The organism is Kitasatospora viridis (assembly GCF_007829815.1).
GTDB lineage: Bacteria > Actinomycetota > Actinomycetes > Streptomycetales > Streptomycetaceae > Kitasatospora > Kitasatospora viridis.
This window is the reverse complement of sequence record NZ_VIWT01000001.1, coordinates 3,570,227-3,584,090: the sequence shown is the minus strand read 5'-3', so window position 1 is coordinate 3,584,090 and position 13,864 is coordinate 3,570,227. Positions and strand designations below refer to the sequence as shown.

Here is a 13,864-nt window from a genome sequence, read left to right as displayed (position 1 = left end):
CCCTCCTGGCGCGTCCCGCTCAACCGCTGTCACACCTGCCCACCGGAACAGGTCTCACACCACAGTGTGCCCGTTCTCACGCAACTGGCGGACCGTCAGACCGACCGGCCCGCCGCCGGGTTGACGCTGCGTCGGATCATCCCACGCCGGCGTAGGAGTGCTTGCCGGTGATGAAGATGTTGACGCCGTAGTAGTTGAACAGGAAGCAGGCGAAGGCGAGCAGCGCCAGGTAGCCGGCCTTGCGGCCCTTCCAGCCGGCGGTGGCCCGGGCGTGCAGGTAGGCCGCGTAGACCACCCAGGTGATGAAGGACCAGGTCTCCTTCGGGTCCCACTCCCAGTACTTGCCCCAGGCCGCCTCGGCCCAGATCGCGCCCGCGATGATGGTGAAGGTCCACAGCGGGAAGACCATCGCGTTGATCCGGTAGGAGAGCTTGTCCAGGGTCGCGGTGGCCGGCATCCGCTCGAACACCGAGGCCGGGATCTTGAACGGGCCGTTCGGCAGGCCGGCCGCCTTGCGCTTGTCGTAGGACTCGCGGCCCAGGTAGAACGCGGTGGTGGCGAAGGCCGCGTAGAAGGCGCCGCCGCAGATGATCGCGGCGGTGACGTGGATCGCCAGCCAGTACGAGTGCAGCGCCGGGACCAGCTGCTCGGAGTCGGTGTAGAGCACGCTGGTGGCCAGGCCCAGGGTCAGGCAGGCGGCCAGCACGGCCGGCAGGCCGAGCCAGCGGACCGGCTTGCCGACGACCAGCAGCACCAGGTAGGCGCCGACCATGGTGACCGAGAAGGCGCAGGAGAACTCGTACATGTTCCCCCACGGCGGCCGCATCACGGACAGGCCGCGGAAGACCACGCCGCCGAGGTTCAGCAGGAAGCCGAGCACGGTCAGCGAGATGGCGATCCGGCCGAACAGGTCGGCCCGTTCGCTGGTGCCGGCCGCGCCGGGGCCGTCGACCTCGGGGTCGTCGTCACCGCGGCCGCTGGTCACCACGGTGGCGCCCTCGCCGGCCAGGGCGGTGCGGGTCAGCGTGGTGGTGCCGCCGTTGCCGGAGGCCACCGTGACGGTGACCTTCTTCGCCTTGGCCGCCTGTGGTGCGGCGGCGGCAGCGGCGGCCTCGGCCAGGCTGGCCTGCTCGGCCGAGCGGCGGGCCACGGCGCCCTTGCTGCCGAAGGTCCACTCGAACATGTGGGCGAACATGGCCAGCGCGTACACGCCCATGGCCGACCAGATGCACTTGTTGGAGAGGTCCGCCAGGTGGGGGTTGACCCCGGAGGCGAGAGACACCGTCTACTCCTTGGGTTCGTCGTCGGCCGGGGCGGTCTCGGGGGCGCCCGCCTCGGGTTCGTCGGCTTCGGGTTCGTCGGCTTCGGCTTCATCGGCTTCGGCCTCGTCGGCTGCTGCACCGGCTTCGGCCGGTGCTTCGTCCTCGTCGTCCAGCGCCGGCGCGTCGTCCTGCAGGTCCACGGCCAGCTCGGCCAGCTCCTCGGCGATCTTCGCCGACTCGCTGCGGGCCAGGCCGGCCAGCTCGACCAGGGTCCGCCCGTCCGGGCCGACCACCGCGCGGACCCAGATCCGGCGGCGCTGCACGAACAGCGAGCCGATCAGGCCGGCGATCGCCAGCACGGCGCCGGTCAGCGCGACCGCGTTGCCGGGCCGGTGCGAGACCGAGAAGGTGGCCCACTTCTTGTAGCCGTCGAAGGTGAGCGAGCCGTAGTTGTCCGGGAGGGTCCAGCCCTGACCCGGGGTCAGCTTGACCCTGGCCGGCTGGCCGTCCTGCTGCAGCTGGGTCAGGTGGCTCAGGTCGAGCTGGTAGACGTTCTGCGGCAGCCCGGAGTCGGTGCCCAGGTCGCCCGCGTAGCCGGTCAGCACCAGGGCCGGCGCGGCGTCGCCCGGGAAGAGCGAGCGCGGGCCGGTCGACATGTCGAACTGGTCCGGCGCGGTGGGCAGGAAGAAGCCGGAGAAGCCGAGCTGGACCTTCTTGCCGTCCTTCTGGCCGTAGTCGCCGACCTTGACCACGCCGGTCGAGGTGAGGTTGGCGTCCTGCGGCAGGAACGGCACCGCGTCGTGGAAGACCACCTTGCCGCTCGCGTCCCGGACCGTGATCACCGGGGCGTAGCCGTGCCCGATCAGGAAGACCTTGCTGCCGCTGATCTCCAGCGGGTTGTTGACCGAGATCTCACCGGCCTTCAGCTTGGTCGGGTCCGCGCCCTGCCAGTACCGGATGTGCGCGGTGAACTCCCGGGCCTCGCCGATCTGGTCGCCGGTGGTCTGGTACTTGTCGGTGAAGCCGTCCAGCTTGAAGCCGAACGGATCGAGGTCCTCGGAGCCGTAGAAGGCCGAGCCGGAGAAGTCGTCCAGCTGGGTCATGGTGTTGGAGAAGCCGTCGCCCTCGACCACCAGCTTGCCGCCGGTGCCGCTGGCCAGGCTGGCCCAGGCGAAGCCGGCCAGCAGGGCGAAGAGCGAGAGGTGGAAGAGCAGGTTGCCGACCTCGCGCAGGTAGCCCTTCTCGGCCGCCACCGCGCCGCCGGACCGGTGCGCGCGGAACCGGCGCCGGCGCAGCAGCCGGTGCGCGGCGGCCACCGCGGCCTCGGGGTCGGCGTCCGTCTTCCAGGCCGCGTAGACCGGCATCCGGGTCAGGTTGGCCGGGGCCGCCGGCGGCTTGGCCCGCAGCACCCCGACGAACTGCCAGGTGCGCGGGATGATGCAGCCGGCCAGCGAGATGAACAGCAGGATGTAGATCGCCGAGAACCAGACCGAGCTGTAGACGTTGACCAGCTGCAGCTTGTCGTAGACCGGCGCCAGGCTCTTGTGCGCGGCCTTCCAGGTCTGCACCTTGAAGGCGTTCTCGCTGGTCTGCGGGATCAGCGAACCCGGGATCGCGGCGAGCGAGAGCATGAAGAGCAGCACCAGCGCGACCCGCATGGAGGTCAGCTGGCGCCACATCCAGCGCAGCCAGCCGAGCAGCCCTATGCCGGTCGGGGTGTCCGAATCCCTCGGGGCGCTGGTCAGCCGCTCGGCGGCAGCCTCCTCGGGCTGCTCGGTCCGCAGCTCGGTGTCACTCACGGTCAGATTCCGATCTCGCCGCTGGGGGCGATGTATTGAAGCTGGTTCACCAGGTAGTCCCAGCCACCGGTGACCAGCAGCACCCCGACGGCGACCAGCATGCCGCCGCCGATCCGCATCACCCACTGGTAGTGGCGCTTGATGAAGCCGAAGGCACCGATCGCCTTGCGGAAGGCCAGGGCCGCCGCGATGAACGGTATGCCCAGGCCCAGGCAGTAGACGGCCATCAGGAACGCGCCGCGCCCGGCGCTGGCCTGGGTGGCCGACAGCGAGAGCAGCGCCCCCATGGTCGGCCCGGTGCACGGGGCCCAGCCGAGCCCGAAGACGATGCCGAGCAGCGGCGCGCCGATCAGGCCGACCACCGGGCGCCGGTGCGAGCGGAACTCGCGGTTGCTGAACCCGGGGAGCAGACCGGCGAAGGCCAGGCCCATCAGGATGGTCAGCCCGCCCATCACCAGGTTGATGGTCCGCCGCTCGTCCCTGAGGGTGTTGCCGAAGTAGCCGAAGAGCGCGCCGAACGAGATGAAGACGGCCGCGAAGCCGGCGATGAACAGCAGCGAGCCGAGCAGCATCCGGCCGCGCTTGCGGCCCTCGGCGTCGGCCAGGTCGGCGGCCGAGAAGCCGGTCACGTAGGAGAGGTAGCCGGGGACCAGCGGGAGGACGCACGGCGAGAAGAAGGAGACCAGCCCGGCCGCCACCGCGATCGGGATCGCGAGCAGCAGCGGTCCGCTGGAGACCGTCTGGTAGTTGTCCGCGAGGATCACTGCTTCTCCGCGACGATCGGCGCGACCAGCGTGGTCAGCTCGTCGGGGGTGAGGCCCTTCATCGCCCGGGCGGCCAGCCGGCCCTGGCGGTCGATCACCATGGTGGTCGGGATCGACTGCGGGTTCAGGCTGCCCTTGGGGAACTTGAGGATCTGGGTGCCGTCCGGGTCGTAGATGCTCGGGTAGCTGATCCCGTTGACGTCCTCGAACCGCTTGGCGTTGGTCGGGTCGGTGTCCCGGGTGTTGATCCCGACGAACTGGACGCCCTGCGACTTGTACTTCTCGTAGACCTGCTCCAGGCCCTTGGCCTCGGCCCGGCAGGGCGAGCACCAGGAGCCCCAGATGTTGACCACCACGACCTCGCCCTTGTAGTCGGAGAGCGCGATGGGCTTGCCCTCCAGGTCGTTGCCGCCGATGGCCGGGGCGGGCTTGCGGGCGCTCAGCGGGACGGTGTCCAGTCCGCCGTTCCCGGAGACGAAACCGGCCTGGGCGTCACCGCTCCCGCCGCCCGATGAGCTGCAGCCGGCCAGGGTCAGGACAGCGGCCGCCGCGGTGAGCAGGGCGGCCGTACGGAGGCGGGGCGTACCAGACATGTGAAAAGTTTCGCATGGCACTTCTGGCCGGTTCAGGGGGGTCCGCCCTCGTGTGTCGGACCCCCGCTGAACTGCGGGTGTAAAGCCGTTCTAAGGAACTCCGGCCAGGCTCGGCGCAGGTGGTTAGGCCCCGAAGCTCTTGGCCACCGGCGCGTCGCCCTTGCGCCCCTTGCCGCTCAGGTGGGCCGGCAGCAGGTCGCGGGCCGGCTCGCGGTAGCCGATCGAGACCAGCCGGTCGCCCTCGTAGGTGAAGCTGGTGAGCGAGGCCAGCGAGCACTGCCGCTTGCGCGGGTCGTGCCAGAGCCGGCGCTTCTCGGCGAACGAGCGGGCGATCCAGATCGGCGACTGGTGGCTGACCGCGACCGCCTCGTGGCCCCGGGCGGCGTCCCGGGCGGCGGCCAGCGCGGCCATCATCCGCACCGCGAGGTCGATGTAGGGCTCGCCCCAGGACGGCCGGAACGGGTTGGTCAGGTACTTCCAGGCGGACGGGTTCTTCAGCGCGCCGTCGCCGACCCCGAAGACCTTGCCCTCGAAGACGTTGCCGGCCTCGATCAGCCGCTGGTCCACCGCGATGTCCAGCCCGTGCGCCTTGCCGATCGGCCCGGCGGTCTCCTGGGCGCGCTCCAGCGGCGAGGCCACCACGTGGGTGATGTCCCGGTCCGCCAGGTGCTCGGCCACCCGGTCGGCCATCTGCCGGCCGAGGTCGGAGAGGTGGTAGCCGGGCAGCCGGCCGTAGAGCACGCCCTCCGGGTTGTGCACCTCGCCGTGGCGCATCAGGTGCACCACAGTGATCTCGCTCATTGGATGTCCAATCAGTTCGCGGTGGCGGCCGCCGCGGCGCGGGCCGCGGCGGGCAGGGCAGCGGCGATCCGCTCGATCGCCCGCTCGTCGTGGGCCGCCGAGACGAACCAGGACTCGAAGGCGGACGGCGGCAGGTAGACGCCGTCGGCCAGCAGGCTGTGGAAGAAGGCGGTGAACCGGAAGGACTCCTGGGTCTTCGCCGAGGCGTAGTCGGTGACCGGCCGCTCGGTGAAGAAGACCGAGAACATGCTGCCGGCCTTCTGCACCCGGTGCGCCACGCCCTCCTTGGCCAGCGCCTCGGTGACCAGGCCGGAGACGGTCCCGGCGACCCGGTCCACGGTGGCGTAGACCTCGTCGGTGCAGTTGCGCAGCTGGGCCAGGCCGGCGGCGGTGGCGATCGGGTTCCCGGAGAGGGTGCCGGCCTGGTAGACCGGGCCGGCCGGGGCCAGCTGGGCCATCACGTCGGCCCGGCCGCCGAAGGCCGCGGCCGGGAAGCCGCCGCCCATGACCTTGCCGAAGGTCAGCAGGTCCGGGGCCCAGCCCTCGTGGGCCGCCTCCAGGCCGTACCAGCCGGCCTTGGAGACGCGGAAACCGGTCATCACCTCGTCGGAGACGAAGAGCGCGCCGTTCTCCCGGCAGAGCTTGGCCAGCCCGCCGTTGAAGCCGGGCAGCGGCGGGACCACGCCCATGTTGCCGGGCGAGGCCTCGGTGATCACCGCGGCGATCTCGCCGGGGTGCTGGGCGAAGGCCTGCTCGACGGCGGCCAGGTCGTTGTAGGGCAGCACGATGGTGTCGCCGGCCTGGGCGCCGGTGACGCCGGGGGTGTCGGGCAGCGCGAAGGTGGCCAGGCCGGAGCCGGCGGCGGCCAGCAGCGAGTCCACGTGGCCGTGGTAGCAGCCGGCGAACTTCACGATCTTGGCCCGGCCGGTGAAGCCGCGGGCCAGTCGGATCGCGGACATGGTGGCCTCGGTGCCGGAGGAGACCAGCCGGACCTGCTCGACCGGGGCGACCCGGGCGACGATCTCCTCGGCCAGCTCCACCTCGCCCTCGCCGGGGGTGCCGAAGGAGGTGCCGCGGACCACGGCCCGCTGCACGGCCTCGATCACCGCCGGGTGGGCGTGGCCGAGGAGCATCGGCCCCCACGAGCAGACCAGGTCGACGTACTCGCGACCGTCGGCGTCGGTCAGGTAGGGGCCGCTGCCGGACACCATGAACCGCGGCGTGCCGCCCACCGCACGGAAGGCGCGGACCGGCGAGTTGACGCCGCCGGGGGTCACGGCCGCCGCGCGGTCGAAGAGCGCTTGGGACTGAGGGGCTTCATACGGGTAGCTCACGAGACCCCATCCTCTCAAACCGGCTCCGGTCTCAAATCGTGTCCTTTACCTCTGCATGTCGGACCCGATCATCTGGAACGATGATCCGTGTGCGGCCACGGGTCGATTCATCCCGCACACTGGATGTGACGAACCCCGGGCCACGGTCCGGGGAAGGCGTCGGGATCCGGCCGAGATGTCCGGTTTCGGTCGCACAGCGGCGGCACAACGGGAAAATGGGGCCTTCGGCGGGACGCCGAGGGCCCGGGGGTCTGTCGATTCCGGCGAATTCCGGTGAGGATGGTCCGAGTGTCCGAGGAGCAGGACGGCTTCGAGGAGGCCGCGGGGGCAGGCCGCAAGGCAGCCCGAGCGGGAAGGGGAAGGCGGGGTGAAGGTCGCGTGGGGGTGACGTACAAGTACTTCGGGGCACCCGACCGCGCCACCGCCGCCAGAGTCCCCACCGCGCTGGGCCCCGGGGGTCTCGGGCTGGACGCCGGCGAGCTCGGTTCGCTCGGCCGGCTCGGCGACCTGATGGAGACCAGCGGCTCGCCCAACGGCCACCTCTCCACCAAGATCAAGCCGGAGACGATGAGCGCGATGGTGCTCACCGGCATCCAGGGCGTCCCGCTGCACCAGGTCCCGCCGCTCGAACTGGTCGTCCTGCACCCCGACTACGCCGTGGTCCAGCTGCCCTCCACCGTCGTGGAACCGCTGCGCAAGGCCGACGAGACCGAGCTCGGCGCCGCCGCCTTCATCTGGTCGACCGTCCCGGACCGCCGCGGTCCGCGCGACGCCTTCGTCATCTACTCGATGCTGCACGAGTGGCAGGACTTCGCGAACCGGCTGCACGACGCGGGGCACCAGCTGTACTGCCTGGTCTGGCCCTGACGGTCCGTCAACGGCTTCGCTGACTGACCGTCAGGGCAGCACGGGTCGTCAGCTGTCGCTCTGCGGGCCGGTGAGGTTCTTGGTGAGCCAGTCCAGGCTCATCGGGATCAGCTTCCCGAAGTCGACGGTGCTGTGCTCGCCGCCGGGCTCCTCGTAGTACTCGACGGTGGTCGGCGCGGCGGCCTTGGCCATCCACCGCTTGACCACGCCCACCTCGTAGGCGCTGCCGCCGCCGGCGGTGGCGAGTATCCGGACATCGGCCTTGCTGCTGGCGATCAGCTTGTCGGGGCTGTTGGCGGCCTGCTCGGCCTCGTGGCCCTTCCAGGACCAGGAGTCCGCGACGAAGTCGCCGTCGATCGCCACGGCGGCCTTGAAGAGGTCGGGGTGCTGCATGGCCAGCTTGGCGCTGCAGTCGGCGCCGCTGGAGGCGCCCATCAGGCCCCAGCTGTCCCGGCCCTTGAGGGTGCGGAAGTTGGCCCGGACGAAGTCCGGGACGTCCTGGGACATCCAGGTGCCCATCTTGGGCTGGCCGGGGATGTCGGAGCAGTCGAAGGAGTGGTGCTCGTCGCCCGTCAGGTTCTGCACCGGCATGATCATGATGAAGGGGTGCGCCTTCTGCTGCTGGGCGAGCTGGGCGTCGATGTCCTGGATCGGCAGCTGGTGCTCGTCGGTCCAGGTGTTGTAGCCGTTGCTCTGACCGCCCGCGTAGAGGGTGAGCACGGGGAAGCCGTAGTGCGCGTACTTGGGGTCGTTGTACTGCGGCGGCAGCCAGACCCAGACGTCGGCGGAGACACCGGACTTGGGGCCCGCCAGGGTGGTCATCATGATCGGGCCGGCCTTGGTGTCCCGGGCCTTCTTCAGGTTGGCGGCCGGCCCGGTCGGCATGACGACCTTGGCACCCGCCGGCGCCGCGCTGCCGCCCGTCGGGACCGGCGCCGCCGGGGCGCCCGAGCCGGCCGGCGCGGAGGCCGCCGCGCCGCCGCCCGCCTTGGCGTCGGCGGCCGGAGTGCCGCTGCTGCCACCACTGCAGGCCGCCAGCGCGGCGGACAGGGCCAGCGCGGTCACGCCGGCCAGGACCGCGCGGATACGGGTGGGCTGGGACTGCGGCTGTCGCACGGTGGGGGACGCTCCGATCGGTATCACGCCTGGCGCACCTTCCTCGGGTGGAGTGGCCGGCCGTTCACGATCAATGACGCTGGACCGGCGCGCGAAGTTGCCAGGTCCCGCCAGGTCACTTGAGTCGCCGGGAGAGCCAGTCGAAGACCGCCGGCAGGGCGCCCCGCCAGAGCGGGAGGTCGCGCGGGCCGACGAGTTCGCCGACCGTGACGGTGGTCGGCGGCTCGGCCGCCGCGGCCAGCGCCTGGCCGTCCTCCAGTCCGTCGCCCTTGGCGCCCGCCGCGTAGAGGGCGACGGCCGGCGGCCGGGCGGCCCGACGGAGCATCAGCAGCGGGTTGTCCTGGGTGCGCAGGGTCTTGTCGCGGCCGACGGGGCTGGTCGGGTCCCCGGCGGGGTCGTTGACGCCGCTCAGGCTCACCCCCGCGCCGTAGCGGTCGGGGTGGGCGATGGCCAGCCGGGTCGCGCACTGGCCGCCCGCCGAGTAGCCGGCCACCGCCCAGTGCTGGGGGGCGGGTTCGGCGCGGAAGTTGTCGAGGACGAGCTGCGGGACGTCGCGGGTGAGCCAGGTCTCGGCCTTCGGCCGGCCGGGCAGGTCCGCGCAGCCGGTGTCCTGGACGCCGCCGAGGCCGGTGAAGCGCGGCGCGACCAGGATGAACGGCAGCGCCGAGCCGTTCGCGATCATCGGCTTGAGCTGATCCGAGGCGTTCAGGCGGCTGAACCAGATGCTGCTCGGGGCTCCTTGGCCGGGGAGCAGCTCCACGACCGGGAAGCTGCGGTCCCGGTAGGCGGGGTCGTCGTACTGCGGCGGGAGCCAGACCATGACCTCGGCGTCGATCCCGGAGAGCGGCCCGTTGAGCTGGGTGACCTTGACGTCCCGGGGGACCGTGCTGTCAGCCGCGGCGGTGAAATCGGCGTGCGAAGCGGCGGGGGCCGCGGTGGCCGGGCCTGCGGCGGCGGGGACCGCGGCGGCCCGGTCGGGCGGTGGAGCCGGGTGGCGGCCCGGCAGCAGCGCGAGGGTGAGCGCGGGGACGACGACCGCCGTCACGACGACGGCGCTGCGCACCGCGGCCCGGCGGCGGCGGTGCGCGCGGCCGTCGCGGACGATCCGCGCGTACGGCGGCGGGGAGATGACGATGTCCGCCGCGCCGTGCGCGAGGGCGTGGCGCAGCCCTGGTTCGTCGGTGGGTGTGTGGTCCTCGTCAGACCAGGTCATGCGGGCACCTTCGATCTGGGGTCGGTCGTGGCCATCGGGCTGAGGTCGGTGAGGCCGGGATGGGCGCGCAGCTTGGCCAGCCCCTTGGCGGCCTGGCTCTTGACGGTGCCGATGGAGCAGCCGAGCGCGTCGGCGACCTGCGCCTCGGCGAGGTCCTCCCAGTAGCGCAGCACCACCACGGCGCGCTGCCGTGCGGGCAGCGTGGCGAGCACGGCGAAGAGCACCTGGCGCTGGTCGACCTGTGCGCTGGCGTCCGCCGGGTGCGGGCCGCTCGGCTCCAGCAGGTCGCCGGTCGGGTACTCGGTCAAGCGGCGCTTGCGGAAGCGGTCGATGTTGCTGGTCACCAGGATCCGGCGCAGGTACGCGTCCGGGCTGGTGCTGCTGCGGACGCGGCGCCAGGACGCGTACGCCTTGGCCAGCGCGGTCTGCGCCAGGTCCTCCGCGTCGTGCCGGTTCCCGGTCAGCAGGTACGCCGTCCGGACCAGGCCGTTCCACCTGCCCTGGACGAACGCGCTGAACTCCGCCTCCTCGTCGTAGCTGCCCATCAGCCCCACCCCCTCGCCCGTCCAGACCACCTACTTCGTGGATCAGGTTGCCTGATCGGCGAAAAAGCCTGACGGCCCGCCGGGAGGGCAATCCCGGCGGACCGTCAGGTGTGCGGTGTCAGGGTGTGCGGTCAGCCGTGCAGGTAGACGATGCCGAGCTTGGTGAGCTGCCACTGCTGGTTGGCCGCGCCGGTGTCGGGGGCGAGCTGGACCAGCGGGTTGCCCTGGGAGTCCTGAGCGGTGGTCAGGGTGGCGACCGCGGACGGGTCCTGCGAGTCGGCGAGGCGGTAGGTGCCGGAGCCGGACGGGGTGACCAGCCAGTGCTGGTTGCCGCCGCCGTTGCAGCCCCACTGCTCCAGCTGGGTGCCGGCGCCGGTGGCCCCGCCGGTGGCGTCCAGGCACATGTTCCGGTTGCCGCTGAAGTCCAGCTCGTAGCTGCCGCCCGGCTTGGCCTCCATGACGAAGGACTGGTTCAGCCCGCCGGTGGCCTGGTAGCCGATCGCGGCCCGGCCGTTGGTGCTGTCGCCGTAGGTGCCGCCGCCGGAGAGGTCGAGCACCTGGCCGGTGGCCGCGTTGGTGAGCTGGAACCAGGCGCCGTCGTCCGGGGCGTCGTCGAACGGGCGGCCCGGGGTGAGCGGCTCGATGGTGGTGCCGTCGCCCTGGTCCAGGGTGCAGTAGGCCTCCTGCCGGGCCGGCTGGTCGTAGAACTCGCCGAGGCAGTTGCCCTCGCCCTGGTAGCCGGCCACCCGCAGGTGGAAGGACTGCCGGATCTCGTTCTCGCAGAGCGAGAGGATGCCGATCGGGTAGTCGCAGCCGTTGCGGGTGTTCTCCGAGAGGTCGATCACGTCGCCGTTGGTGTACTCGTACGGCGAGGTGGTCATCTCGGCGCAGACCTCGTGGCCGTAGGAGACCCGGCGCTGGTCCAGGTAGCGCACCCCGGGCACCTGTTCGGCGGCCTGCCGCAGCGCGTCCTCGAAGGTCGGCACCACCCAGTTGTGGCCCCAGGCCATGTCCTCCGGGTAGGCCGGGCAGCCCTGGGCGATCTTGGTCGCGTAGTCGTTGCTGCGGATGTCCGGGGTGAGCGGGGTGAAGTAGGACTGGAAGACCAGCTGGTAGTCGCCGTCCGCGTAGCCGGCCTGACGCATGGTCTGCCGGACGTCGGTGAGCGCGGCCACCACCTTGGGGATCACCTTGGCGGCCCGCTGGGTGATCGCGGCACTGCCGATGGTGTCCCGGCAGCCGGTGCCCTTGGGGATCGGGAAGTACTGCCCGAGGCAGCTCTCCATGATGCCGCTGAAGTCGAAGTCGTCGTTGGCGCCGATCGTCACCACGACCATCTTGACGTCGTACTTGCCGGCGGTCTGGGCGAGTTGGACGTCCTGCTTGGGCTCGCCGAAGTCGCCGCTGCCGCCGCCGGTGGTCTGCGCCAGCACCGGGTCGCTGGTCAGGTCGCCGGTCTGGGCGCCGGAGCAGGCCAGGTCGATCGCGGTGACTCCGGACAGGCCGGTGTCGAAGATCTCCGACTGCGGGTGGCGGTGGCAGTAGTCCTTGGGCCCGTCGGTGCCCGGGAAGTAGCCGTCGCTGGTGTCGGTGCCGGCGCCCTCGCCGGAGATCGCGCTGTCGCCCAGCGAGACGATCGCGGGAGCCAGGCCGGCGTGGGTGGCGGTGGGGGTGGCGGCGGCGCTCGCCGGTGGGGCGGTGAGGCCGAGGGCCGCGCCCAGTGCGGCGGCGGCGAGCAGCGCGGCGGGGGCGCGGAAGGGGTGTCTCCTGGTCACACGGACTCCTTCGAGGGGGCGGAGCGGTGCGGTGAGCGGAGTCACATGCTAGGTACTGACAAGTAGTACAACAAGGCTTGCGACAGCCGAAGTTGAGGCAGGCTCACATCCTTCGGCAGACACCCGGCGGCCGGAACGCGAACGGCGCCGCCGCCCGGACCGCCCCAGGAGGGGAGGCGGCGGGCGGCGGCGCCGCGTCGCAGCAGCGGCTGGATCAGCCGTTGTTGACGCAGGTGTTGCCGAAGGCCGGGTTCAGCAGGCCGATCACGTCGACGCTGTCGCCGCAGACGTTGACCGGGATGTGGATCGGCACCTGGACCGCGTTGCCGGAGAGCACACCCGGGGAACCGACCGCGGCGCCCTCGGCACCAGCGCTGGCCAGGGCGGTACCGGCACCCGCGGCCACGATGCCGACCACGGCGGCGCCGACGGCGGCAGCCTTCTTGACGCTCATATTGAGTCTCCTTGTTACTGAGCACGATGCGTGCATGATCTGGAACGACCCGCCCGCACGGCAGTTGCGGCCGGGGCGCGCGAATCACCCGTTCGTACGAACCCGGCGGCGCCGCCCGGCGATCGGGTGATGTTTCACGCCGGTACCCGTTTCCGGTCGCCCGGATCCTCGTTCTCGTTCCCGAAGCGCTTTCACGTACCGCCTCGGAAACGTTCCCGCCCGGGAATGCCCCGGGCCCAACAGAGAACTCGGGAGTCCGTCCCGGGAATCAACGGAGGAAAAACCATGCGCAAGTTCTCCAAGACCCTGGTCCTCTCCGCCGCCGCGGCCGGCCTGCTGCTGGGCGGCGCCGGCGCCGCCGCCGCCAGCTCGGGCGCCGAGGGCGTCGCGGCCGGCTCCCCGGGCGTGCTCTCCGGCAACCTCGTCCAGGTCCCGGTGCACGTGCCGATCAACGCCTGCGGCCTCACCGTCAACGTGATCGGCCTGCTGAACCCGGCCTTCGGCAACACCTGCATCAACCACGGCTGACCAACCCCCAGTTAGACCAAGGAGGTCTCTCCCATGAACGCCAAGAAGATCGCCATCCTGTCCACCGCGGCCCTCGGCCTGGCGCTCGGCAGCGCCGGCACCGCGATGGCCAGCGCCGGTGCGGAGGGCGTGGCCGCGCACTCCCCCGGTGTGCTCTCCGGCAACGCGGTTCAGGTTCCGGTGCACATCCCGGTCAACCTCTGCGGCGACACCGTCAACGTGATCGGCGCGCTGAACCCGGCCTTCGGCAACACCTGCATCAACGCCGACGCCCACCCGCACCACGACGACGACTGCTGAGCAGTCCGTCCCCGTGCACTGCTGGCCCCCCGGACGTGGTCCGGGGGGCCAGAGCCGCATCCAGTGAAAGGACACTCGGTTGAACCCCTCCACCACGGGCGCGCTGGCCGCCGCCGGCACCGCCCTGCTGCTGGTCCCGGTGGCGGCCGGCGCCGCCGCGGCCGCCGCGCCCGCGCCCACCGCCGCCCTGCGGCCCACCCAGGTCGGCCCCGCGCTCGGCGCGCTGCACGGCACCACCGGCTACGTGCTCGGCCCGGTCAAGGACCTGCGCCTCGACCCGTTCGCCAAGTCCGCGGTCGACCCGCTGAACAACGTGCTCGCGGTGCAGCCGGACAACGGCGTGCCGCAGGTCTCCACCACCGCGGCCACCGGCTCGCTGAGCGACGGCGGCGGCGCCAAGGACCTCCCGGTGGCCGGGCTGCTGCTCGGCGCGCTGCCGGGCCGCTGACCGGCTCCGCACACCGGTCGGGCCCGGTGCGCCGCTGCGCACCGGGCCCGACCGGCGGTGGCTGA

General features: G+C 71.8%; 15 protein-coding genes. 4 read left to right on the top strand and 11 right to left on the bottom strand.

Annotation, left to right across the window (positions count from 1 at the left end):
* Positions 1-136: 136 nt before the first annotated feature.
* The 6 genes from ccsB to hemL form a co-directional block, all read right to left on the bottom strand.
* Entirely contained in the window at positions 137-1,282 is a 1,146-nt protein-coding gene (gene ccsB, locus FHX73_RS15980; RefSeq protein ID WP_170304937.1) for a c-type cytochrome biogenesis protein CcsB, read from the bottom strand.
* A 3-nt stretch (positions 1,283-1,285) separates the two neighbouring features.
* A complete protein-coding gene (resB, locus tag FHX73_RS15975; RefSeq protein ID WP_246213554.1) occupies positions 1,286-3,061 on the bottom strand; it encodes a cytochrome c biogenesis protein ResB in 1,776 nt (591 codons plus the stop codon).
* 2 nt (positions 3,062-3,063) lie between these two features.
* On the bottom strand, positions 3,064-3,825 hold the full coding sequence (locus tag FHX73_RS15970) for a cytochrome c biogenesis CcdA family protein (protein ID WP_145905647.1): 762 nt from the start codon (positions 3,823-3,825) through the stop codon (positions 3,064-3,066).
* Complete coding sequence (locus FHX73_RS15965; RefSeq protein WP_145905646.1) at positions 3,822-4,418, bottom strand: TlpA family protein disulfide reductase; 597 nt, start codon at positions 4,416-4,418, stop codon at positions 3,822-3,824. Before FHX73_RS15965 ends, FHX73_RS15970 begins: the two co-directional genes overlap by 4 nt.
* A gap of 123 nt (positions 4,419-4,541) precedes the next feature.
* Entirely contained in the window at positions 4,542-5,219 is a 678-nt protein-coding gene (locus FHX73_RS15960) for a histidine phosphatase family protein (RefSeq protein ID WP_145905645.1), read from the bottom strand.
* Positions 5,220-5,230: 11 nt separating this feature from the next.
* Positions 5,231-6,553, bottom strand: coding sequence for a glutamate-1-semialdehyde 2,1-aminomutase (gene hemL, locus FHX73_RS15955; protein WP_145905644.1), 1,323 nt, complete (start codon positions 6,551-6,553; stop codon positions 5,231-5,233).
* A gap of 384 nt (positions 6,554-6,937) precedes the next feature.
* On the opposite strand from hemL, the gene FHX73_RS15950 reads away from it, so the two are divergent.
* Positions 6,938-7,420: a hypothetical protein gene (locus FHX73_RS15950; protein ID WP_246213553.1), complete on the top strand. Its 483-nt coding sequence runs from the start codon at positions 6,938-6,940 to the stop codon at positions 7,418-7,420.
* A gap of 48 nt (positions 7,421-7,468) precedes the next feature.
* On the opposite strand, the gene FHX73_RS15945 is transcribed toward FHX73_RS15950, so the two are convergent.
* From FHX73_RS15945 to FHX73_RS15925, 5 genes are all read right to left on the bottom strand, one after another.
* On the bottom strand, positions 7,469-8,536 hold the full coding sequence (locus FHX73_RS15945; protein ID WP_145905642.1) for an alpha/beta hydrolase: 1,068 nt from the start codon (positions 8,534-8,536) through the stop codon (positions 7,469-7,471).
* Between the two features lie 115 nt (positions 8,537-8,651).
* Positions 8,652-9,749: an alpha/beta hydrolase gene (locus FHX73_RS15940; protein WP_145905641.1), complete on the bottom strand. Its 1,098-nt coding sequence runs from the start codon at positions 9,747-9,749 to the stop codon at positions 8,652-8,654.
* Positions 9,746-10,294 (bottom strand): SigE family RNA polymerase sigma factor, encoded by a 549-nt coding sequence (locus FHX73_RS15935; RefSeq protein WP_145905640.1) that lies wholly within the window; start codon positions 10,292-10,294, stop codon positions 9,746-9,748. The genes FHX73_RS15940 and FHX73_RS15935 overlap by 4 nt, the downstream gene beginning before the upstream one ends.
* A 131-nt stretch (positions 10,295-10,425) precedes the next feature.
* Positions 10,426-12,069: an RICIN domain-containing protein gene (locus tag FHX73_RS15930; RefSeq protein ID WP_246213552.1), complete on the bottom strand. Its 1,644-nt coding sequence runs from the start codon at positions 12,067-12,069 to the stop codon at positions 10,426-10,428.
* 214 nt (positions 12,070-12,283) lie between these two features.
* Complete coding sequence (locus tag FHX73_RS15925; RefSeq protein WP_145905639.1) at positions 12,284-12,523, bottom strand: chaplin; 240 nt, start codon at positions 12,521-12,523, stop codon at positions 12,284-12,286.
* Between the two features lie 285 nt (positions 12,524-12,808).
* Between FHX73_RS15925 and FHX73_RS15920 the strand changes: the two genes are divergently transcribed.
* From FHX73_RS15920 to FHX73_RS15910, 3 genes are all read left to right on the top strand, one after another.
* The gene (locus FHX73_RS15920) at positions 12,809-13,051 is read left to right on the top strand and encodes a chaplin (protein WP_145905638.1); all 243 of its coding nucleotides are present in this window, start codon (positions 12,809-12,811) and stop codon (positions 13,049-13,051) included.
* Between the two features lie 33 nt (positions 13,052-13,084).
* Positions 13,085-13,351 carry a chaplin gene (locus FHX73_RS15915; protein WP_145905637.1) on the top strand — a complete coding sequence of 89 codons (267 nt, stop codon included), beginning with the start codon at positions 13,085-13,087 and terminating at the stop codon, positions 13,349-13,351.
* 79 nt (positions 13,352-13,430) lie between these two features.
* Positions 13,431-13,799 (top strand): hypothetical protein, encoded by a 369-nt coding sequence (locus FHX73_RS15910; protein ID WP_145905636.1) that lies wholly within the window; start codon positions 13,431-13,433, stop codon positions 13,797-13,799.
* Positions 13,800-13,864 lie beyond the last annotated feature (65 nt).

Bases quoted from the DNA above. Each gene is read 5' to 3' on its own strand.
- FHX73_RS15920 (WP_145905638.1), top strand. From the start codon at position 12,809: ATGCGCAAGTTCTCCAAGACCCTGGTCCTCTCCGCCGCCGCGGCCGGC.
- FHX73_RS15925 (WP_145905639.1), bottom strand. From the start codon at position 12,523: ATGAGCGTCAAGAAGGCTGCCGCCGTCGGCGCCGCCGTGGTCGGCATC.
- FHX73_RS15935 (WP_145905640.1), bottom strand. From the start codon at position 10,294: ATGGGCAGCTACGACGAGGAGGCGGAGTTCAGCGCGTTCGTCCAGGGC.
- FHX73_RS15960 (WP_145905645.1), bottom strand. From the start codon at position 5,219: ATGAGCGAGATCACTGTGGTGCACCTGATGCGCCACGGCGAGGTGCAC.
- FHX73_RS15965 (WP_145905646.1), bottom strand. From the start codon at position 4,418: ATGTCTGGTACGCCCCGCCTCCGTACGGCCGCCCTGCTCACCGCGGCG.
- FHX73_RS15915 (WP_145905637.1), top strand. From the start codon at position 13,085: ATGAACGCCAAGAAGATCGCCATCCTGTCCACCGCGGCCCTCGGCCTG.
- FHX73_RS15940 (WP_145905641.1), bottom strand. From the start codon at position 9,749: ATGACCTGGTCTGACGAGGACCACACACCCACCGACGAACCAGGGCTG.